This is a genomic window from Qipengyuania polymorpha (assembly GCF_019711435.1).
GTDB classification, from domain to species: Bacteria; Pseudomonadota; Alphaproteobacteria; order Sphingomonadales; family Sphingomonadaceae; genus Qipengyuania; species Qipengyuania polymorpha.
Map to the genome: position 1 here is coordinate 1 of NZ_JAIGNK010000001.1, position 20335 is coordinate 20335.

A 20335-nucleotide genomic window follows, 5' to 3' on the forward strand; every position below is an offset into this window, starting at 1 on the left:
TATGGCGGCGAGGGCGCCGATACGCTTTACAGCAGCATCGACGGCGGCACGCTGTATGGCGATGCGGGTAACGACACGCTCAATGGCGACATACTGCACGACAATCTCCATGGAGGCGATGGCGACGATACGATTATTGCCGGTGCCGGTAACGACAGCCTCTATGGTGGCCAGGGCGACGACGCGATGTCGGGCGAAGGCGGCAACGACACGTTCTACGACTACTACGGCAACAACACGTTCGACGGCGGTGACGGCGACGACCGCATCAATGCGAACAATTACGACGATGCGAGTGTTGCCACCACGCAGTCCATCAGCGGCGGTGCGGGAAGCGATACCATCACCAGCACGCGGACCAGTGCGACCATCGATGCCGGCGCGGACAACGACACCATCAGCGTGTCCGGCAGCTATTACGGCAATGCCGACACGGTGGTCGATGGCGGCACTGGTGACGACACGATCACTTCGAGTGATGACCAGTACAACCAGGATTACGGCCAGCACACGCTGACCGGCGGCGACGGGGCGGACCTGTTCCGCTTCGGCAACTCTTCGCATTGGGGCGAGCAGGATGTCGTGACCGACTTCGATGCCAGCGAGGGCGACCGCATCGAACTGCTCGAGATCGTCAATGGCCGGGTGGGCACCTATTACGGCACGGTTGGCGTGCGCAACTGGTCGACGCTGTTCCGCGGCGAGCTGACCGGCTTCACCTTCACCGATGGCGAAGCGCTCCCGGGCGGCGGCATCGGCGACGGGGTGATGCAGTTCTGGTATGTGAACCAGGGCGGCAACACCTATCTCGTCGGCGATACCGACGGCGACCTTGTGTTCGATGCAGCTACCGACTTCGTGGTCGAGTTCACCGGCACCTTCGCCATCCAGCAGTCGGACTTTGTCGATGGCATGTTCGTGGCCGTGGCCGGGACCAGTGGCGACGACTCGATGGACGGCACGGCAAACGACGACCAGATTTATGGCGTTGCAGGCAACGACACCATCAACGGGTTTGCGGGCATCGATTACCTTTATGGGGGCGATGGGAACGACGCATTGAACGGCGGTGACGGCCGGGATTACCTCTTCGGCGAAGCTGGCCAGGATATCCTGTCAGGCGGGCTCGATTCCGACACAATCCGTGGCGGCGACGATAACGACCATCTGTACGGCGATGCCAACAACGATTCGCTGTATGGCGACGCCGGCGATGACACGCTGGAAGGCGGCGAGGACGCGGATACCTTGTCCGGGGGTGAGGGTAACGACACCCTCATTGGCGGGTTCGGCAACGACAACCTCAATGGCGATCAGGGTGACGATGTCATCTATGGCGGTGCCGATAATGATCGCATCTACGCTTATTATGGCACGAACGTGTTGGACGGGGGCGACGGCGACGACCAGATTTCGCTCCAAACTTATGGGGTCGAAAACACCGTTGCCACCATCACCGGAGGCTCGGGCGCCGACCTCATCACATCCGACCACTCCAATGCCATCATCGATGCGGGTACCGGCAACGATACTGTCAATGTTGCTGGCGGTACCACGACCGTCGATGCCGGCACTGGCGACGACACGATTTCCGTAGGTAGCGGTTATTACACCTCGTTCAGCGGCAATTCCCACTTGATAACAGGCGGTGATGATGCAGATACTTTCCGGCTCGGCAATGACAGCCATTGGGGCAACCACTCCGTCATCACCGATTTCGATGCGCTTGAAGGCGATCTCGTTTCCTTCCAGCAGGTTGATTCCAACGGTCGCACCAGTTACTATGGCTGGGCAATCAACACACGCCAAAGCGACGTCATCTTCCGCGGCGAGCTGACGCATTTCACTTTCTCCGACGGTGAGGCGCTTCCGGGAAGCGATGTCGGGACCGGCGTGGTGCAGGTCTGGTATGTCCAGCAGGGCGGCAACACCTATCTCGTGGCCGACAGCGATGGCGATCTCGTCTTCGATGTCGCGAGCGATATGGTCTATGAGTTTACCGGCACCATCGACTTTACCGACAGCATGTTCGCTGCGGGCAGCTTCGCGCAGGTCGTCGGCATGCCGGCCGACCAGTCGCTCGTCGGCACGCCTAATGCGGATAATCTTGCCGGAGGCACCGGTAACGATACGCTGACCGGTCTTGGCGCCGATGACACGCTTACCGGCGGTGCCGGGAATGACTGGCTCGACGGCGGGGCAGGCAACGACACCATGGCCGGCGGAGCGGACAGCGACACCTATTGGGTGGATTCGCAAGGCGACGTGGTCACGGAAAATGCAGATGAAGGTCTCGACTTCCTCTACACGACCCTCGCCACCTATACGCTGGCCGATCATGTCGAGCATCTCTACGGCACCTTCGCGGGCGTCCAGACACTGACCGGCAATGCGCAGGACAATCTGATCCGGTCGCTCGGCTTCGACGACACGCTGTACGGGATGGACGGCAACGACATCCTCGAAGGCGGCGCCGGGATGGACACGCTCTATGGCGGCATCGGTATAGACACGCTCCGTGGCGGTGATGATGCCGACACGCTCGATGGCGGCGAGGGTGACGATACGCTAATCGGTGGTGCGGGCGACGATACCTACTATGTCGACTACGCGTATGAGGAAACCGTCGAACTTGATGGTGAAGGCAACGATACCGTCTATGTCGCGACCTCGACCTACTACGGTTCCGATCACATCGAGCGTTTCCTCTCGGCGCATTCGACAAACCAGGTAATTTACGCGAACGACCAGTCGAACACGATGATTGGCGGTGATTTCGTCGACACTTTCTATGGCGAAGCGGGTGACGATGTCCTCGATGGCCGTGCAGGCAATGACCGGCTCTATGGCGGTGATGGCAATGACATCATCACCGGCGGCACGGGCAACGACACCATGTATGGCCACCTCGGAAACGACTATTTCTTCGTCGATTCCGCTTCCGACAACGTCGTCGAGCAGGATGGCGAAGGTATCGATACCGTTGCTACCAACCTGGCAGCCTACACATTGCACTCATGGGTCGAAAACCTCGAAGGTACCGCACCGGGCGGGCAGGCGCTGACGGGTAACGAGCTTTCGAATTACATCCTCGGCAATTCGGGCGCAGACACGCTCGAGGGCGGCGAGGGTAACGACTGGCTCGATGGCGGTCTTGGCAATGATGCGCTTGTCGGCGGACTTGGTGATGACGACTATATCGTCACCGATGCGGGCGATACGGTAACCGAACTTGCCGATGAAGGGCTCGACACCGTCCGTACGAACCTCGCCGAATACTACCTGACCGACAATGTGGAGCAGCTTTACGGCACCTCGACGGGTGGCCAGCGCCTGCTCGGAAACTACATCGCCAATGTCATCATCGGTAACGCCGGCGACGACTTTATCCGCAGCTGGCTTGGCGAGGACGTACTGTCGGGCGGCCTCGGTTCAGACACCATTGCCGGTGGCGGCGACAATGATGAAATCTACGGCGACGATGGCGACGACTACCTTTACGGCCAGTCGGGAGATGACATCATGGTCGGCGGTAATGGCGTGGACCGTATGTTCGGCAGCGCGGGTAACGACACGATGACCGGCGGCGACGGCAACGACAAGCTGTTCGGCGGCGCTGGTGCCGACACGCTGAGCGGCGGTCTTGGCAACGACCTCTATGTCATCGACGACATCGGCGATGTCATCACCGGCGAAACGGGCGGTTACAACACCGTCCGCTCGGACATCGATTTCGTCCTGCCCGACACGGTGCAGAAGCTCATCCTCACCGGAGACGCGACCGTCGCTACCGGCAACGCCCGCAACAACCTCCTGCTCGGCAGCGATGGTGACGATTTCATGGAAGGCTTCGGCGGGCTCGACACGCTCAACGGCCGCGACGGCAACGACACGCTGTTTGCGGGCAACGGCAATGACGAACTGCTCGGCGGCAATGGTGCCGACACACTCCATGGCGAGAACAATGACGACATCCTCTGGGGTGGCGCAGGCCTCGACGCGCTGTTCGGCGGCGCGGGCGACGACCAGCTCGATGGCGGTGCGGGCAACGACGTACTGAATGGCGGTGCGGGGGCGGACACGTTCTACTTCCGCGCCAACGGCCACCTCGGTTCGTCGGCAGCCTCGACCGACACCATCGAGGATTTCTCCCGCGCCGAGGGCGATCGTATCAACCTGTGGGGCATCGATGCCGACACCACGACCGCTGGCAACCAGGCCTTCACTTTCGTGGGGACTTCAGCCTTCAGCGGGACGGCAGGCGAACTTCGCTACGAGAGCGACGGTGCGGGTGGCCTGACCGTGGAAATGGATGTCGACGGGGACGGCGTGGCCGACCTCTACCTCTCTCTCGACAATCTGGTCGACCTGCAGGCTTCCGACTTCGTGCTCTAGGCCTAAGAAGCTGCGAGAGCGATTGGTGGGCGTTTATTCGCCCGCCAATCGCGCCTCGATGGCCTCGGTCAGTTCGCGCACCCGCGCGGCGTTGTAGCCGAGATCGGAAACGCCGACGCGGCTGACCGAGCGCAAATCGATCTGACCGTCTGCCACGCGGGCGACCACGTCGTCCTTGAACCCGAAAGCGAATGTCTCTGCGACACCTTCGACGGTATTCGAACCCTCGACGCGCCGGACCTCCTGCAGGCCGATCTCGCCCATGGCAGCGATGATGGCATCGAAGGCCTGCTCTTCGCTCGCATTGCCCAGGATGATCGGCTTGAGACCCTGATACTCTTCGGCGATAATGTCTGCGTGGTTCTTGGCCTTGAGCACTTCGTCGTCCGAGCCTTCCCACATCGGCAGCTGGCCCAGGGGTGTGCCGTAATCGTTGACGGGATTGGCACCCAGCTCGCTCCGCAGCGCCATGGTTGCAGGCGAGAAGGTCGGCGGGTCGCGCAGGTCGGTGGCGACATCGTGGATCGGCGGGACGCTTTCGGCCTGGGCGCGCAGGCTCATCAGCCCCATCAGCAACGTCACCGGAATGGCGAGGGCGATGGCGGCTTTCCACCAGGGGCCGCGCGGCGTCTTCACTAGGGCAAAAACCAGCGCGACCAGTGCAAACACGGCGCTGATCCCGATCAGGGGAAGGCCGGCGTCGCGAAGCATGAAGCCGAGGCCTGTCTGCCAGGGAATCAGACCGAATTTGGGGCCGAAAGCGGCGAGCGCGAACCACGCGAGTACGCCCAGCGAAAGCCAGAGCGCCCACTTGGGCAGGCTCGAACGCCACAGGCGCTTCCCGGCGCCGGTATCACTGTGTGGCGTAGTTTCGTGCTGTCCGGTTTCGCTCATTCAACCTCTCCCTCGGTATGACGATACACCCTGGTCGGGCAGCCACAAGCCTGCAGGCGGAGCGCCGCTTTGCCAGAAGACGTCGATCGGGATGCCCCCGCGTGGGTACCAGTAGCCGCCGATGCGCAGCCATTGCGGCTTCATCTCGTCGAACAGGCGCTGGCCGATACCGACCGTCACATCCTCGTGGAAGCCGCAGTGGTTGCGGAAAGAACCGAGGAACAGTTTCAGGCTCTTCGATTCGACGATGGTCTCGCCCGGCGCATAGTCGATGACGAGATGCGCGAAATCGGGCTGGCCGGTGACGGGGCACAACGAGGTGAATTCGGGCGCGGCGAAGCGGACCATGTAGAGCGAACCCTTGCGCGGGTTCGGCACATAATCGAGTTCGGCCTCTTCCGGCGAGGCGGGAAGGGGGCTGTTTTCGCCGAGGAACTTGGGGGTTGGTGTGTCGCTCATGCAGCGCATCTGCCGCGAACCGCGCCTTGGCGCAAGGCGGGGCTTGGAAGAGATGCCTTCAGTGCCTATTCAGCGCGGCCAACCAATCAGGCCCCCTTTGCCCATGTTTACCCGTTTCCGCCTCCCCCTCGTCGCGCTGGTCCTCGCCGCGCCCGCCGGTCTTGCCGCCCAGAGCGTGCGTGACTTCCAGCTGCCGCCTAATCCGACTCCGACTGCCAGCCCGAATGTCCAGGGGCCGGTCGATTCCGAGGGCGTAGTCCCGGTTCGTCCGCGCGTTATCGCTACGCCGACCCCCACGCCTGCGCCGCGCCCCACGCCGAGCGCGTCCGTGCAGCCGGTCCCGACACCGGCACCGACGCCGAGCGCGACGTCTACCCCGCGCAGCACGGCTCCGCAGCCCACAGCGCCAAGAGTGTCGCCACAGCCGCGTTCGGTTCCGACCGCGCAAGAGCGCCTGCCACTCGACCCGGGCGAGACCGCGCCCATCGTTCCCGCACCGGTTCCGACCGATGAAGCGACGCCCGTTCCGACACCCAGTGCCACTTCCAGCGAGCCGGTTGCGACTCCCGCTGCGGAAGAAAGCGCCGAGGGTATCGACTGGTTGTGGCCCGCGGTGGGCGGAGGCCTGCTGGCCCTGCTCGGTCTCGGCTATTTCGTGTCGCAGCGCCGCCGCAATGCGCCACCGCCCGAAATCGAGCGGCCCATCGTGGCCACCGCGTCGGGCAAGGCAGCCCCGCATGAAATCCAGATCAGCGCCGAGGCCATCAAGCTGACGCGCTCGGTGATGAATGCGACGCTGCATTACCGTGTGTCGCTCATCAATCGCTCCCCGGGAGCCTTGAAGGACGTCGACCTCGGCGCAGATATCGTCTCGGCCCATGGCGGTTTGCCGGTCGAACAGCAGGTTGCCAGCGCCTCGCAAACGCTTGAGAAACGTCACACCTTCGCCCGCATCGCACCCGGACAGACCGTGCGGTTCGAAGGCCAGATTACCATCCCGCTGTCGCAGGCGCGGGTTATCCGGCAAGGCAATGCGGCGCTGTTCGTGCCGCTGCTGCGCGTGCGGCTCGACGGCGCGAGCGAGGAGCCGCTGGTGAGGACCTTCGTGGTCGGCCTCGGCGTTCCGGGTGGCGGGCGGGTCATGCCTTTCCGCATCGACGAGGGCCCGCGCAGCTACGAACCGATCGCTGCACGCGCACTCGACTGAATCGACAGGCGTGCGAGCGCCCGCTAGCAAGCGGTGATGGACAAACTCGTTTCGACCGAATGGCTTGCCGCGCGGCTCGGCTCCGATGACATCGTCGTGCTCGATGCGACCATGCACCTGCCCGACAGCGGGCGCGATGCGCGGGCCGAATTCCGGGCGGCGCATATTCCGGGGGCTCGCTTCCTCGATCTTGCAAGTTTCGTCGATACCGCGTCCGACGTGCCCAAGGCGATGCCGACAGGCGCGCAGTTTGCCGAGCGCATGGGCGAACTCGGCATCGCGCCGGGCAGTCGTATCGTCCTTTATGACGACAGTGCCATCCGTTCGTCCGCCCGCGCATGGTTCATCCTGACGCGGTACGGCGAGGGCAAGGTAGCGATTCTCGACGGCGGGTTGGGCAAGTGGCGCATGGAAGGGCGACAGCTTTCCGACCGGATCGTGGATCACGCTCCGCGCAAGCGCGCCGGGGCTGAACCGGTACGCGCGGTCCGCAGCAAAGAGGACATGACCAAGAACCTTGAGGAGAACGAGTGGCAGGTCGTCGATGCGCGTGATGCGGCCCGGTTCGAGGGGCGCGCGGGAAGCGGGTCGGAGGGGCACATCCCCGGGGCGCGTAATCTGCACTTCACCCGCCTGTTTCACGAGGACGGGACCTATCGTTCTCCCGAAGCCATCCGCAGCGAGTTCGAAGAGGCGGGTATCGATCCGGACAAGCCGATCGTCACCAGTTGCAACAGCGGCATGACGGCCTCGGTCCTGCTGTTCGGCCTCGCGCTGATCGGCAAGCTCGATGCGGCACTTTATGACGGCAGCTGGCTGGAATGGGGCGCGGACCCCGACACGCCCAAGGAAAGCGGGGAGGCGCGCTGAAAGTGGGCAAGGGCAGCAAGCAGTCTCCCGGCACGAAGCTGGTCACGAGCGGACGCTCGGGCGATTTCGCCAGCCATGTCGTCAACCCGCCCGTCTGGCGTGCGAGCACGCACCTTTACAAGGATTGCGCGGCGCTTCGCGAAGGGGTGAAGTCGAACGAGGACGGCCGCTTCTTCTACGGCCGCCGCGGCGCTCCTACACAATGGGCGCTGGCCGAGGCGCTTACCGAACTGGAGCCGGGCGCGGCAGGGACGGTACTGTACCCCAGCGGTGTCGCGGCGCTGGTCGGCGCCTTGATGGCGGTCCTGCGCTCAGGGGACGTGCTGCTGGTGCAGGACAATTGCTACGACCCGACCCGCAATGCCGCGATGGGCATTTTGAAGCGTTACGGCGTGGCACACCGCTTCTTCGATCCGCTCAATATCGAGGCTTTCGAAGACGCGTATTGCGACAAGACCAAGGCCGTCATGCTCGAAAACCCGGGCAGCCTGACGATGGAAGTCTGCGACATCCCTGCGCTGGCGCGGATTGCGCGCGAAAAGGGCGCGGTCAGCCTCGTCGACAACACCTGGGCGACCTCACTCGGCTTTGCGGCGCTGGAGCATGGCTGCGATATCGTCATCACCGCTCTGACCAAGCATGTCGGCGGCCATTCGGACGTGATGATGGGTGCGGCGAGCGCAGGCGACAAGTGGCATCGCCGCCTGCGCCAGACCGCGCAGCAGCTCGGCCATGTCGTGTCGCCCGACGATGCCGCGCTTGCCCTGCGCGGCCTCAGGACAATGGGCGTGCGCCTGCGCCACGAAACCGAGAGCGCGCTTGCCATCGCCGAGTGGCTGCAAAGCCGCGACGATGTGGCGCATGTCCTGTGCCCCATGCTGCCCGGCTCGCCCGGTCACGAATTCTGGCGACGTGACTTCACCGGCGGCTGCGGTCTCTTCAGCTTTGTCCTCAAGGGCGGCGACGATGCCGCGCGCTGCCGCCTCGTCGATGCGCTCGAACTGTTCGGCATCGGCTACAGTTGGGGCGGCTTCGAAAGCCTTGCCCTGCCATTCGATGTCGAGCCGGTCCGCGCTAAAATGGCGTGGCCGAAAGCGGGATGGGGGGTTGAGGACCGCTTCGCAATTCGCCTATCAATCGGGCTGGAAGACACAGGCGACCTCATCGCCGACCTCGAACAGGCCTTCGCGGCAATGAACGAAAGATAGACGTGCAAGGCGAAACCGCACCCACCGACACGCCCAGTCCCGAGCCGACCCCGGTCGAGCAGGCGTGGAACCTGGCCGAAGATGCGCCCGAGGAAAGCAGCGTCGCTGCGGCCGAAGGGATCAAGGAGGCCGTGAGCGGCGGAAACGAAACCGTCGGTTCCGTGGTCGACGGGCTGGACGCATTGGCCTTCAGCATGGGCGATATCCGCATCTCGGTGTTCGATGTGCTCATCGTCGCGGTAATCGTGATGGGCGTCCTGTTCGGTGCATGGCTCATCAGCAAGCTGGCCCGCCGCGGCGTGCGGCGCTTCACCAAGTTCGACGATACGCAGCAGCTGCTCGCGGAGAAAATCCTCACCATCATCGTGTGGGCGGCGGCTTTCTTCCTCGGCATCGACCTGCTCGGCATCGACCTCACCGCGCTGGCGGTGTTCTCCGGCGCGTTCGGTCTCGCCATCGGTTTCGGCCTTCAGAAGACCTTCGGTAACCTCATCGCCGGCATCATCCTTCTGATGGACAAGTCGATCAAGCCGGGCGACGTGATTGCGGTGACAGACATGGCCGGAAACGAAAGCTTCGGGCAAATCCGCAAGATCGGCGTGCGCGCAGTATCGGTGACTACCCGTGACCAGCGCGAATATCTCATCCCGAACGAAAACCTGATGATCAACCAGGTCGAGAACTGGTCCTATTCGTCGAAAAACGTGCGGATGCAGGTGCCCGTCGGCGTCAGCTACGAAGCGGACATGAAGCTGGCCGAAGAGCTGATGCTGGAAGCGGCCAAGAGCTGCGAGCGCGTGCTCAAGGCTCCGCCACCGACTGTATGGATGAGCGAGTATGGCGACAATTCGGTCAATTTCATGATCCATTGCTGGATCAAGGACCCGGAAGACGGCGTGGGCAACGTGCGCAGCGCGGTGCTCAAGAAGCTGTGGTGGCTGTTCAAGGACAACGGGATCGAAATTCCCTTCCCCCAGCGCGATTTGCACATCCGCTCTTCCGACCAGCTCGACCGCCTGCTCGAGATCATGGCGCGCGAGAGGGTTACAAAAGAATAGGTTCACGCGCCGACAGCGTGGATTTCAAAATAAGCGCTTTTTGACCGCACACGCATTCTGATTGGCGCAATCGCGTCCTGCCACGCATTTTGGCCGCATGGCACATGTTGGCACCATCTATCTCGTCGGCGCGGGACCGGGCGATCCCGACCTCCTGACGCTGCGCGCGGCGCGCCTCATCGAGGCGGCGCGTATCATCGTCCACGACGGACTCGTCGACCCGGCGATCCTTGACCTCGCGCATCCCGATGCCGAGCTGGTTTCGGTCGCCAAGCGCCGTTCGAAGCACACCATGGCGCAGGAGCACATCAACGCGCTGCTGGTACGTGTTGCGCTGTCGGGCCGCGATGTTGTGCGGCTTAAGGGCGGCGACCCGTTCATCTTCGGCCGTGGCGGCGAAGAAGCCGAAGCAGCCCATGCGGCGGGCGTCCCGGTCGAAGTCATCCCCGGCATCAGCGCTGCCAATGGCGCGGCGGCAGCGGCACAGATTGCGCTCACCCACCGCGAGGCATCGTCCATCGTCAGCTTCGTCGCGGGCCAGTGCAAGGGCCTTGCCGAGCAGGACTGGGCAGGGCTGGCGGGCAAGGGCCGCACGCTGGTCATCTACATGGGCGTGAAGACCGCACCGCAAATCGCGGAGAAACTGATGGAAGACGGGCTTGCGCCCGACATGCCGGTTGCCGTCATCGAGAACGGCGCGCGGCCTGAAATGCGCGTGCTGCGCGCACCGCTCGCAGGGCTTCCCGACCTCGTGGAGCGCGAAGCCGTCGTCAGCCCCGCACTCATCGTCATCGGCGAAGTCACCGCGCGCGAAGACGCGCTGGCAGCGCTCGCCAGGGAGGCAGCATTATGAGAATCCTCACCGGAAACGACCTCAAGAGCGGTGCGGTGACCTGGTGGACCGGGCAGGACTGGTCGCTCTATGTCGAGGATGCCGCCGATGTCAGCGGCAGCGAGGAAGAAATCGCCCGCCGCGAGGAAGCCGCGCGCCGCGTCAATGCGCCTTACGCCATCGATGCCGAGCGCCACGAGGGTCGCCCGCGCCCCAGCCACATCAAGGACCGCATCCGCGCATTGGGCCCCACCGTGCGCCCCGACCTCACACTGAAGCCGACCGAAACCGATATCGGCACCTGGGTAATCTGATGTATTTGTACGACCAATACGACCAGCAAATGGTCGACGCGCGCGTGGAGGAATTCCGCGATCAAGCGCGTCGGCGCCTCGACGGCAAGCTGACCGAAGACCAGTTCAAGCCGCTGCGGCTGATGAACGGGCTCTACCTCCAGCTGCACGCCTACATGCTGCGTGTCGCCATTCCCTATGGCACGCTCAATAGCCGCCAGATGCATGCGCTGGCCGACATCGCGGACAAGTATGACCGCGGCTATGGCCATTTCACCACGCGCCAGAACATCCAGTACAACTGGATCAAGCTGGAGGAAGCCGCGGAGCTGTTGGCAGACCTCGCCAAGGTCGAGATGCACGCCATCCAGACCAGCGGCAATTGCATCCGCAACATCAGCTCCGACCACTTCGCAGGCGCTGCGGCGGACGAGCTGGTCGACCCGCGCCCCTATGCGGAGCTGTTGCGCCAGTGGTCGAGCTTCCACCCGGAATTCAGCTATCTGCCGCGCAAGTTCAAGATTGCCGTCATCGCCAGCGATACCGACCGCGCGGCCATGCGCCTCCACGATATCGGCATCCAGATTGTCGAGCAGGACGGCGAACTGGGCGCGGCTTTCTATGTCGGCGGCGGTATGGGCCGCACCCCGATGATTGCGCCCTGCATAAAGGCCTTCGTCCCGCTCGACCGGCTGGTGACCTATTCGGAAGCGATCCTGCGGGTCTACAATCGCTATGGACGGCGCGACAACAAGTACAAGGCGCGGATCAAGATCCTCGTCCACGAGATGGGCAAGGACGATTTCACCCAAGCTGTCGACGATGAATTCGCCCGCATGCTGGACGAAGGCATCGAACCGCCGTTCGCCGAGCTCGAGCGTATCCGGACCTTCTTCGAGGACCCGCTGTTCGAAACCGACGCGAGTGAAGATATCGACCGAAGCGACCCCGACTTCGCGCTCTGGGTCGACCGCAACACGGTTGCGCACAAGGCATCGGGCTATGTCTCGGCGGTCATCAGTCTCAAGCCCGTCGGCGGCATTCCGGGCGATGCGACTTCGGAACAGATGCGCCTGATGGCGGACCTCGCCAAGGATTACAGCTTCGATGAACTGCGCGTCATGCACACGCAGAACATCGTCCTGCCGCATGTCCGCAAGGCCGACCTCCATGCGCTGTGGACCGCGCTCGACGAGGCGGGGCTGGGCAGCCCCAATCTCGACACCATCGAGGACATCATCGCCTGCCCGGGGCTCGACTATTGCAGCCTCGCCAATGCGCGTTCCATCCCGGTCGCGCAGAAGATTTCCGAACGCTTCGCCGCCAATGGCAAGACCGAGGCTTTGGGCAAGCTGAAGCTCAAGATATCGGGCTGCATCAACGCCTGCGGCCATCACCATGCGGGCCACATCGGCATCCTTGGCGTCGATAAGAAGGGCGTCGAGAACTACCAGCTCCTGCTCGGCGGCAGCGAGGCGGAAGATGTCAGCCTCGCCAAGATCACCGGCCCCGGCTTCGACGAGGCCGGCATCGTCAACGCGGTGGAGACCGCCGCCGACGTTTACCTGCGCGAACGCGAGAAGGGCGAGCGCTTCCTCGACACTTACCGCCGTATCGGCATGGCCCCATTCAAGGAGGCGCTTTATGGATGACCTCGCTACCGAAAACGACCGCCTCATCCGCTACCGCGAGGACGAAGCCGTTGACCACGCTGCCGTGACGGTGGATTCCTTCCTCGACCAGTCTTCGGCCAGCGCGGTGCGCGTGGAGCCGGGCGACGACGCGCGCGAGCTTATCCCCCATCTGGGACGCCTCGCGCTGGTGGAGGTGAACTTCCCCGCTTTCGGCGACGGACGCGGTTATTCTTCCGCCCGCCTGCTGCGCGAGGCCGGTTACGAGGGCGAACTGCGCGCCGTGGGCGATGTTCTGGTCGATCAGGTCGCCTATATGCGCCGCTGCGGTTTCGACGCCTTCGATCCCGACGCGCCGCTCGATGCGGATGACCTCGAAGCCGCCTTCAGCCGCTGGCCCGAAGTCTACCAAGCAGCCGCCGACAGCCGCACGCCGATCTGGACCAAGCGCCACGCATGAACGAGGCGCGCGCCATCGACCGGCTCGACACGGGCCCCCGTTTCACGGACCATGACGCCATAAGGCTCAACCGCATGTTCCGCGGGAGCGATACCGATGAGTGGCTGCGCGCGGTCATCGACGGCGGCCTTGCGGGCGACATGGCCATCGTCTCCAGCTTCGGCGCGGAAAGCGCTGCCTTATTGCACCTCGTGTCGCAGATCGATGCGAGCGTGCCGGTGCTCTTCCTCGACACTGGCAAGCACTTCCCAGAAACGCTGGCCTATCGCGACGAAGTGGCCGAGCTGCTGGGGCTAAACCTCGTCAATGTCTATCCCGACCTCGCCGACCTGCAGCAGCGCGACGAAACCGGCCTGCGCTGGTCATACGACCCCGACGGATGCTGCGATTTGCGCAAAGTGCGCCCGCTTGAAAAAGCGCTCGCCGGTTTCGATGCCAGCGTGACGGGGCGCAAGGCGTTCCAGTCAAAGACCCGCGCCAACCTGCCGCGGTTCGAGCTGGACACATCGGACGCGCAGGGACGCCTCAAAATCAACCCACTCATCGACTGGGATGCAGACCGCATCGCCGCCTATTTCGAAGAGCACGACCTACCGCGCCACCCGCTGGTCGAACGCGGCTTCGCTTCCATCGGTTGTTCGCCCTGCACGCGCGAGACCAAGCCCGGCGAGGACCCCCGAGCAGGCCGCTGGGCCGGCTGGGATAAGGTCGAATGCGGCATCCACAAGCCCGGCGAGGAGCCGTTTCTCTGACGGGATAGAAAGGCGCCGGGGGCGGAAGCCACCGGCGCCCTTCACGATCCAGAAGGTCGTTCAGCTGTCTGCGCGCTCGATTACGGCAGTCTTGCCTTCCGAGTTTACCGAGGTCCAGACACCGTTCTCATCAATCTGTTCGGTGTTGCACTTGCGCGTGCCATCTTCCTCTTCGTCGATATATTCCTCATCGACTTGAGAACACCACTGGTCCGGCGATGGCTGCTCCCACGTGCCGGTTTCGACAACTTCGCCGTCTTTTGTCGTGACATAAGTGCCGTCGGGCTTGGCATCTTCCATGTAGACCTCGCCTTCCTCGGTGGTGACGCGGTACATTCCGGCCGAGGGATTGCCGTCGATAGCAACCGGTCCTGACACTTCGGCTGCAGCGGGCTCAGTGGCCTCTGCCGGGTCGGCTTCTTCAGCCTGCGAACAGGCGGTAATGGCCAGCGCGCTGGCAGCAATCAGGAAAATTCTCATCAAGTCCTCCGTTCGCGACCCTTTTACGAACGGGCGAATGTTTTCTGCCCACGATTCGCGAACCCGGCAGCTGCAAGGGTAGGGCAATCCAGCCGGAAGGCAATCGCTGTGGTTCAGCCAGCTTCGTGGGCGCGCTTGTGCATTTCCTGCGCTGCCAGCTTGTCGAGATTGGCCTCGCGTACCGCTTTCGCTTCCTCGTCATAGAGGAAGGGCAGGAAGGCGTAGCGCTTGCCCTTGGTCACCGGCGTTGCCTCGTGCAGCAGTGAGCAGGAGAACACCACCGCCCCGCCGGTCGGGGCGCGGTAGGTGCGATTCCCGAATTCGGGGAAGCGCAGGTTTCCGCCCTCATAGTCCTCAGCGTTGAGGTTGATGGTGACGGCGAAGCGGCGATGCGCCGTGCCGAAAGTCGTGTTGTCGCGGTGTGGGCGGAAATGGCCCTTTCCCGCCTCGTAACAGGCGACGATGTGCCGCTCGATACGCGTGGCCTTGAAGGCGAAGGCGCGCTCGATAGCTGGCGCTACACGCCGCGCTACCCGCTGCGAGAGCGCCTGGATGAGCTTGGGGTCCTCGATGGTGGTGTCGCGTCGCTGCTTGAAACCGTCGTCGAGGATATGGGTGGTCTTGCCATTCACATCGCGCATGAAGCCCGACGCGGTCCCACCATCGGCCTCGTAAAGCGAGATAAGGTGCTTGCATAGCGCCTCGTCGAAGACACCGGGCACGGTGAGCACGGGCGCCCAGCTGTCGGGGATGACGGCGGTGCGGCGCTTCAACTCGGCAATCGCTTCCTCGCCCTGCGCCAGCGGATACTTGCCGACAATGCGCAATTCCCGGTCCATCAGCATCCAGAAGGGTTCGTAGCGCTGGTCCTGATGTGCAGCACCATAGAGGCGGCTGACCGCGCGGTCGTAATCGAGGAAATGGCGGATGCCCGGCAGGCTCTGCGCAATCCGTTTCTGCGCGACATCGGTGGGGTCGACGGTGACGCCGAAGAAGATGGCATGCTCGTCGTCAAACAGCTTGCGGTACTTCTGGACCACATCGAGCGCGGCCTTGGCCCCCGGCTGGCTAGCCGTGCCGAAGAACAGCATCAGCACATGGCGTCCGCCGACCGAATGGAAGGCATAGCGGTCCGACCCTTCGAGGGCCTTGGCATGAAACCACGGCGCGTAATCGCCGGGCAGGGTAGGGGCAGGCTGGGCAGGCATCCGTTTGTCTTCGTCTCGCGTATGTTGCGAACAACATTTCAATAATAGCGATGTTGCCCGGCAGTCCTAGGCACTTGTGGTTTACGCCAAATTTACAAGGCGTGGAATAGGTGAACGCGATGACAGCAAGTGTGCCCTCCATCACGAAAGCGAGCCCGCATGTCGAGGCCGAGTCTTCGTGCGAAGTGACGGAGGATATCGCAGACGACGAGGCAGATATTGCCTACTCGCGCTCGCTGCTGGCACCGCTGGTCGCGACGTGGTTCGCAGCCGTTGTCCTGAGACTTCTTTGTGCAGCGCAAAGCGAGGAGCCTTGGATTGAGGTCCAGCTCGCCTTCGAAGTGCCCGCTGTCTATGTCATGGCAGCGTGCCTTGCGGGATGGATCTACCGCAGCGTACCGGCCGCGCTGCAACTGGCGAAACACGCGCTGAGCGTCATGGCAGCTGTGACCCTCGTACGATTGGTCCTGATGCAATTTGGACCGGCGCTGGATGTCGTGGACACCGATATCATCGTGGCGTTCGGCGCATGTATCAATGCGCTGGTCTACCTCCTCATGAACCGCAGCTATTTCACGAACCGCCTTCGTTCGGTCCTGATGCTAATCGCGTTCGGTCTGGGCGCCGTGGCTTCGGTCTGGACGGCGGAATTGAACATGAAGGTGACGCTGTACGCCCTCTCGCAGGGGGCCGAAGAGCAGCAAGCCCGCGAAATTGAAAGCATAGCACCCGACCGGCTCTGGCAATCGCAACATGGCCTAGTCGAGCAGTCAGCAAAGCTGCTCTCGGCCGCGTCAAGCGAGGAGGGCCGGGTTTACCTCATCGCGGTAGCACCCGACGGCACGCAGGAATTGTTCGTACGTGAAAGCAGACGGGCGCTGGAAGCCTTCGGAAGCCGCTTCGGGGACAATCTGCGCATGAGCGTGCTCCTGTCCAACGACGGGGCCAGCCCGACCGAGGTGCCGCTGGCGACCAACCCCAACCTCGAACAAATCGCGCAAGTGATTGCGGAGGATGCGGACCCTGCACGTGACATGTTGGCGGTCTACCTCACTTCGCACGGCAGCGAGGATGCCGCGCTGAGTACCTACCTGCCAGACTATACGGCGCTTGAAGGCATCACGGCCCCCCGGCTCCGCTCGGTGCTTGCAAAAACTGGTGTCGCCAAAAGGCTGGTCGTGGTCTCGGCCTGCTACTCAGGCAGCTGGATAGCCCCGCTCGCCTCTGACGACAGCATCGTCATTACCGCCGCGCGCAAGGACCGTACCTCCTACGGCTGCGACGACAGCCGCGAGATGACGGTCTTTGCCGAGATGTTCTTCAAGGGCGATGCCGTCGAGACCAAGCCGCTAGAGCATGCTTTCAAGGAAGCGCGGGAGCGCATTGCCGCCGACGAGGCGGGGATGGCGATTACGCCTTCCGAGCCGCAAGTGCATGTCGGCAAGAACATGCGCGGAGTGTGGGAAACGCAGCCCGAGTAGCAGCTATAGCCAGCCTTCGCGCTCGTACCAGCGGGCGGTCTGTTCGAAGCCCTGCGGCCCGGGAATGCGCGGCTGCCAGATGTCTTGCGGCACGGCACGCTCGGGACTGCAGACCCAGTCGGGGTGGACCATGTAGCCCACACGGTCGGCGGTCAGCTTGGCCTGGTCCCCGCGCATCAGGCGGTCGATTTTCGCTCCGAGGCCCAGCACGGAAGCAGGCAGGTGCGGGGCGAGCACGTTCTTCCCCATCGCCTTGCCGATGAGTTTGGCCATCTGCCCATGCTCATAGCCGCCTTCGCGCCCGTCATCGGGTTCGAGCAGCGCGCCGCTGGCGGTTCCGGCCGGTGCTAGCGCGAGCAGGCATTCGGCCAGGTCGTCGACATGGATGATGGACGTATAGCCCTTGGGCGGAACCGGAACGATGCCGTATTTTGCTGCGCGGAAAAGCTCGAACATGTCCTTGTCGCGCGGGCCATAGACGGCGGGCGGGCGCACGATGGTGTGGTCGAGGCCGCTCGCTTCGACATGGACTTCGGCATTGGCTTTCGACGCTCCGTAACGCGAGAGTGAAGGCTCGCGGGCGGAAAGCGAAGAGGTGAAAACAAACCGCGCAACATCGCTGCGCTTGGCCGCGTGAAGCACCTTGCGCGTGCCGGTGACATTGGCTTCGACAAACTCTGCCGGGTCGGGCGTGTTGGTAAGCCCAGCCACATGGATGACGCTGTGCGCGCCCTCGCAAAGTTTCAGGAGCGAGCCGGTATCGCCGAGGCTTCCCTCGATCCATGTCACCCCATTGCGTGGCGACTGCGGTCGGCGGGTGAGGGCGCGAACCTTGATGCCCGAACGCGCCGCCGCATCGAGCACCGCTTGCCCGACGAAGCCCGTAGCTCCTGTCAACGCGACGATCATGCGCGCACCATGTGGTCGCGGTGGACGACGGCCGCGCGCGGGGCATAGCCGAGCTTTGTTGCTTGCTCTTCCTCGCGCAAGCCAAGGATGCTGCGGCATTCCTCGGCAGTGTATTCGACGAGGCCCTGTCCGAGCCTCTCGCCCTTTGCGCCGAAGATGGCAACGAGGTCGCCGCGGCGGAAATCGCCCTCGACCTCGGTCATTCCGGCGGCAAGCAGGCTCGCCCCGTTGGCCAAAGCCTCGGTGCAGCCTGCATCGACGGTGAGGACACCGGTAGGTGCGAGGCGGCCCGACAGCCACGCCTTGCGGGCGCTTTCGTCACCTTGCGGAAGGAACAACGTCCCGCGTCCCGCATCGAGCGCGCGGGCAATCGGTGCGTCATGCGTGCCGTTGATGATGGCGAGCGCGATACCGGCGCGTTCGGCAATCCGCGCAGCCTGCAATTTCGCGAGCATCCCGCCCGAGCCGAGGCCCGAAGTGCTTTCATCCGTCGCCATGGCGATGATAGCGGGGGTGACGCCTTCGACCGTCTCGACCAGCTTCGCATCCGCATCCTTTGGGTTGCGGTCGTAAAGCCCGTCCACGTCCGACAGCAACAACACACCTTCGGCCTGCGCCGCCTGTGCCACGCGCGCGGCGAGGCGGTCGTTGTCGCCGAAGCGGATTTCCTCGGTCGCCACGCTGTCGTTTTCGTTGACCACCGGTATCGCACCCGCCTCGATCAGGCGTTCCAGCGTGGCCGAGGCGTTGAGATAGCGGCGGCGGTCTTCGAGGTCGTCGAGCGTCACCAGCATCTGCGCGGCGATGAGGTCATGACGTCCGAGCACTTCCGACCACAGCCGCGCCAGTTCGACTTGCCCAACCGAGGCAGCCGCCTGCGCATCGGCGAGGCTTCCGCGTCCGCCCTTGGCAAGCTCCAGCTTTGCCGCCCCCAACGCAATCGCGCCCGACGACACGACTATCACCTCGGTCCCGCCCTTGCGTAGCGCAGCGATTTCGGCGGCCAGCGTCGACAGCCATGCCTCGCGCGCCCGGCCCTGTTCGATCAGCAGCGCCGAGCCGACCTTGACGACCAGCCGCTTTGCCTCGCGCAATCCGGATAGGGTGGTGACCGTCATGGAAGGTCAGATGGGCGACCAGTCGGGCTCGTCGCCCTCGTCTTCGACCTCTTCGGCCTGCGTTTCGGTGGCGGTGCGGTCGGGCAGGTAGGACAGGACGGCATCGAGCAATTCCTCGATCCCTTCGCCGGTCGCGCCCGAGATATTGAAGACCTTGTCCGCGCCTGCCGCCAGCAGTTCGTCGGCAAAGGCTGCGCCCAGTTCCTCGTCGGTAAGGTCGAGCTTGTTCAAGGCGACCAGCTGCGGCTTTTCGGCGAGGCCAGCGCCATAGGCCTCGAGCTCGGCATTCACCGTCTTGTAGGCATCCGCAGGGTCTTGTCCGGCGATGTCGATGAGGTGGATGAGCACCCGGCAGCGCTCGATATGGCCGAGGAAGCGGTCACCGATGCCTGCGCCATCCGCTGCGCCTTCGATGAGGCCGGGAATGTCCGCCAGTACGAATTCGCGGGACTTGTGGCGAACCACGCCCAGTTTCGGCACCAGCGTGGTGAACGCGTAATGGCCGACCTTGGCCTTGGCGTTGGTGACCTGGTTGATGAAGGTGCTCTTGCCCGCATTGGGCAGGCCCAGCAGGCCGACATCGGCGAGCAGTTTCAGCCGCAGCCAGACCCACATTTCCTCGCCCGGCTCGCCCGGTTGGTGCTGGCGCGGGGCGCGGTTGGTGCTGCTCTTGTAGCTGGCATTGCCGCGGCCGCCCATGCCGCCTTCGAGGAAAACGATTTCCTGGCCCACTTCGGTGAAGTCGGCGAGCACCTCTTCCTTGTCCTCCGACAGGACCTGCGTGCCGACGGGCACGTCGATGATGAGGTCGGGCGCGCCTGCACCGGTCTTGTCCTTGCCCTGTCCGTGCATGCCGCGCTTGGCCTTGAAGTGCTGCGCGTAGCGAAAGTCGATGAGCGTGTTGAGGCCCTGCACGGCGCGGAAGACGATGTCGCCGCCCTTGCCGCCATTGCCGCCGTCGGGGCCGCCGTATTCGATATACTTCTCGCGCCGGAAGCTGACGGCGCCGGGGCCGCCCGCACCGGACTTGAGATAGATCTTGGCCTGGTCGAGAAAATGCATGGAAGCGCCCCTAATAGC

General features: G+C 63.7%; 17 protein-coding genes and 1 pseudogene. 11 read left to right on the forward strand and 7 right to left on the reverse strand.

Features of this window, described 5'->3' with window-relative positions; all coding sequences use genetic code 11:
* Positions 1 to 4395: pseudogene (locus tag K3152_RS14220) on the forward strand (hypothetical protein); the annotation flags it as partial.
* A gap of 33 nt (positions 4396 to 4428) precedes the next feature.
* Here K3152_RS14220 and K3152_RS00010 read toward each other — a convergent pair.
* Together K3152_RS00010 and queF are read right to left on the reverse strand one after the other, a co-directional pair.
* A complete protein-coding gene (locus K3152_RS00010; RefSeq protein ID WP_221572069.1) occupies positions 4429 to 5289 on the reverse strand; it encodes a DUF1499 domain-containing protein in 861 nt (286 codons plus the stop codon).
* Entirely contained in the window at positions 5290 to 5748 is a 459-nt protein-coding gene (queF, locus tag K3152_RS00015; RefSeq protein WP_221572070.1) for a preQ(1) synthase, read from the reverse strand.
* 103 nt (positions 5749 to 5851) lie between these two features.
* On the opposite strand from queF, the gene K3152_RS00020 reads away from it, so the two are divergent.
* The 9 genes from K3152_RS00020 to K3152_RS00060 all read left to right on the forward strand — a co-directional run bounded on the left by K3152_RS00020 (position 5852) and on the right by K3152_RS00060 (position 14059).
* Positions 5852 to 6955, forward strand: a complete 1104-nt coding sequence (locus K3152_RS00020; protein ID WP_221572071.1) for a hypothetical protein — start codon at positions 5852 to 5854, stop codon at positions 6953 to 6955.
* Between the two features lie 36 nt (positions 6956 to 6991).
* The gene (locus tag K3152_RS00025; protein WP_221572072.1) at positions 6992 to 7825 is read left to right on the forward strand and encodes a sulfurtransferase; all 834 of its coding nucleotides are present in this window, start codon (positions 6992 to 6994) and stop codon (positions 7823 to 7825) included.
* A gap of 2 nt (positions 7826 to 7827) precedes the next feature.
* Positions 7828 to 9033 (forward strand): cystathionine beta-lyase, encoded by a 1206-nt coding sequence (metC, locus tag K3152_RS00030; protein ID WP_345719740.1) that lies wholly within the window; start codon positions 7828 to 7830, stop codon positions 9031 to 9033.
* 2 nt (positions 9034 to 9035) lie between these two features.
* The gene (locus K3152_RS00035; RefSeq protein WP_221572074.1) at positions 9036 to 10091 is read left to right on the forward strand and encodes a mechanosensitive ion channel family protein; all 1056 of its coding nucleotides are present in this window, start codon (positions 9036 to 9038) and stop codon (positions 10089 to 10091) included.
* 97 nt (positions 10092 to 10188) lie between these two features.
* Positions 10189 to 10944 carry a uroporphyrinogen-III C-methyltransferase gene (cobA, locus tag K3152_RS00040; RefSeq protein ID WP_221572075.1) on the forward strand — a complete coding sequence of 252 codons (756 nt, stop codon included), beginning with the start codon at positions 10189 to 10191 and terminating at the stop codon, positions 10942 to 10944.
* Positions 10941 to 11237: a DUF2849 domain-containing protein gene (locus K3152_RS00045; protein ID WP_221572076.1), complete on the forward strand. Its 297-nt coding sequence runs from the start codon at positions 10941 to 10943 to the stop codon at positions 11235 to 11237. Before cobA ends, K3152_RS00045 begins: the two co-directional genes overlap by 4 nt.
* The gene (locus K3152_RS00050) at positions 11237 to 12868 is read left to right on the forward strand and encodes a nitrite/sulfite reductase (RefSeq protein ID WP_221572077.1); all 1632 of its coding nucleotides are present in this window, start codon (positions 11237 to 11239) and stop codon (positions 12866 to 12868) included. The genes K3152_RS00045 and K3152_RS00050 overlap by 1 nt, the downstream gene beginning before the upstream one ends.
* Positions 12861 to 13307, forward strand: a complete 447-nt coding sequence (locus tag K3152_RS00055; protein WP_221572078.1) for a DUF934 domain-containing protein — start codon at positions 12861 to 12863, stop codon at positions 13305 to 13307. The genes K3152_RS00050 and K3152_RS00055 overlap by 8 nt, the downstream gene beginning before the upstream one ends.
* Positions 13304 to 14059, forward strand: a complete 756-nt coding sequence (locus tag K3152_RS00060) for a phosphoadenylyl-sulfate reductase (RefSeq protein ID WP_221572079.1) — start codon at positions 13304 to 13306, stop codon at positions 14057 to 14059. Before K3152_RS00055 ends, K3152_RS00060 begins: the two co-directional genes overlap by 4 nt.
* A gap of 60 nt (positions 14060 to 14119) precedes the next feature.
* On the opposite strand, the gene K3152_RS00065 is transcribed toward K3152_RS00060, so the two are convergent.
* Positions 14120 to 14539, reverse strand: a complete 420-nt coding sequence (locus K3152_RS00065; protein WP_221572080.1) for a hypothetical protein — start codon at positions 14537 to 14539, stop codon at positions 14120 to 14122.
* 113 nt (positions 14540 to 14652) lie between these two features.
* Positions 14653 to 15747: a 2OG-Fe(II) oxygenase gene (locus K3152_RS00070; protein WP_221572081.1), complete on the reverse strand. Its 1095-nt coding sequence runs from the start codon at positions 15745 to 15747 to the stop codon at positions 14653 to 14655.
* A gap of 119 nt (positions 15748 to 15866) precedes the next feature.
* On the opposite strand from K3152_RS00070, the gene K3152_RS00075 reads away from it, so the two are divergent.
* Positions 15867 to 17228 carry a C13 family peptidase gene (locus tag K3152_RS00075; protein WP_247713156.1) on the forward strand — a complete coding sequence of 454 codons (1362 nt, stop codon included), beginning with the start codon at positions 15867 to 15869 and terminating at the stop codon, positions 17226 to 17228.
* A gap of 3 nt (positions 17229 to 17231) precedes the next feature.
* On the opposite strand, the gene K3152_RS00080 is transcribed toward K3152_RS00075, so the two are convergent.
* From K3152_RS00080 to obgE, 3 genes are read right to left on the reverse strand one after another with little or no spacing between them, the layout of a single operon-like run.
* Entirely contained in the window at positions 17232 to 18137 is a 906-nt protein-coding gene (locus K3152_RS00080; protein WP_221572083.1) for an NAD-dependent epimerase/dehydratase family protein, read from the reverse strand.
* Complete coding sequence (gene proB, locus K3152_RS00085) at positions 18134 to 19255, reverse strand: glutamate 5-kinase (protein ID WP_221572084.1); 1122 nt, start codon at positions 19253 to 19255, stop codon at positions 18134 to 18136. Before proB ends, K3152_RS00080 begins: the two co-directional genes overlap by 4 nt.
* Before the next feature lie 6 nt (positions 19256 to 19261).
* Complete coding sequence (gene obgE / locus K3152_RS00090) at positions 19262 to 20317, reverse strand: GTPase ObgE (protein WP_221572085.1); 1056 nt, start codon at positions 20315 to 20317, stop codon at positions 19262 to 19264.
* Between the last annotated feature and the right edge of the window lie 18 nt (positions 20318 to 20335).

Bases quoted from the DNA above. Each gene is read 5' to 3' on its own strand.
- K3152_RS00010 (WP_221572069.1), bottom strand. From the start codon at position 5,289: ATGAGCGAAACCGGACAGCACGAAACTACGCCACACAGTGATACCGGC.
- queF (WP_221572070.1), bottom strand. From the start codon at position 5,748: ATGAGCGACACACCAACCCCCAAGTTCCTCGGCGAAAACAGCCCCCTT.
- K3152_RS00020 (WP_221572071.1), top strand. From the start codon at position 5,852: ATGTTTACCCGTTTCCGCCTCCCCCTCGTCGCGCTGGTCCTCGCCGCG.
- K3152_RS00025 (WP_221572072.1), top strand. From the start codon at position 6,992: ATGGACAAACTCGTTTCGACCGAATGGCTTGCCGCGCGGCTCGGCTCC.
- cobA (WP_221572075.1), top strand. From the start codon at position 10,189: ATGGCACATGTTGGCACCATCTATCTCGTCGGCGCGGGACCGGGCGAT.
- K3152_RS00045 (WP_221572076.1), top strand. From the start codon at position 10,941: ATGAGAATCCTCACCGGAAACGACCTCAAGAGCGGTGCGGTGACCTGG.
- K3152_RS00050 (WP_221572077.1), top strand. From the start codon at position 11,237: ATGTATTTGTACGACCAATACGACCAGCAAATGGTCGACGCGCGCGTG.
- K3152_RS00055 (WP_221572078.1), top strand. From the start codon at position 12,861: ATGGATGACCTCGCTACCGAAAACGACCGCCTCATCCGCTACCGCGAG.
- K3152_RS00060 (WP_221572079.1), top strand. From the start codon at position 13,304: ATGAACGAGGCGCGCGCCATCGACCGGCTCGACACGGGCCCCCGTTTC.
- K3152_RS00065 (WP_221572080.1), bottom strand. From the start codon at position 14,539: ATGAGAATTTTCCTGATTGCTGCCAGCGCGCTGGCCATTACCGCCTGT.
- K3152_RS00070 (WP_221572081.1), bottom strand. From the start codon at position 15,747: ATGCCTGCCCAGCCTGCCCCTACCCTGCCCGGCGATTACGCGCCGTGG.
- K3152_RS00075 (WP_247713156.1), top strand. From the start codon at position 15,867: ATGACAGCAAGTGTGCCCTCCATCACGAAAGCGAGCCCGCATGTCGAG.
- K3152_RS00080 (WP_221572083.1), bottom strand. From the start codon at position 18,137: ATGATCGTCGCGTTGACAGGAGCTACGGGCTTCGTCGGGCAAGCGGTG.
- proB (WP_221572084.1), bottom strand. From the start codon at position 19,255: ATGACGGTCACCACCCTATCCGGATTGCGCGAGGCAAAGCGGCTGGTC.
- obgE (WP_221572085.1), bottom strand. From the start codon at position 20,317: ATGCATTTTCTCGACCAGGCCAAGATCTATCTCAAGTCCGGTGCGGGC.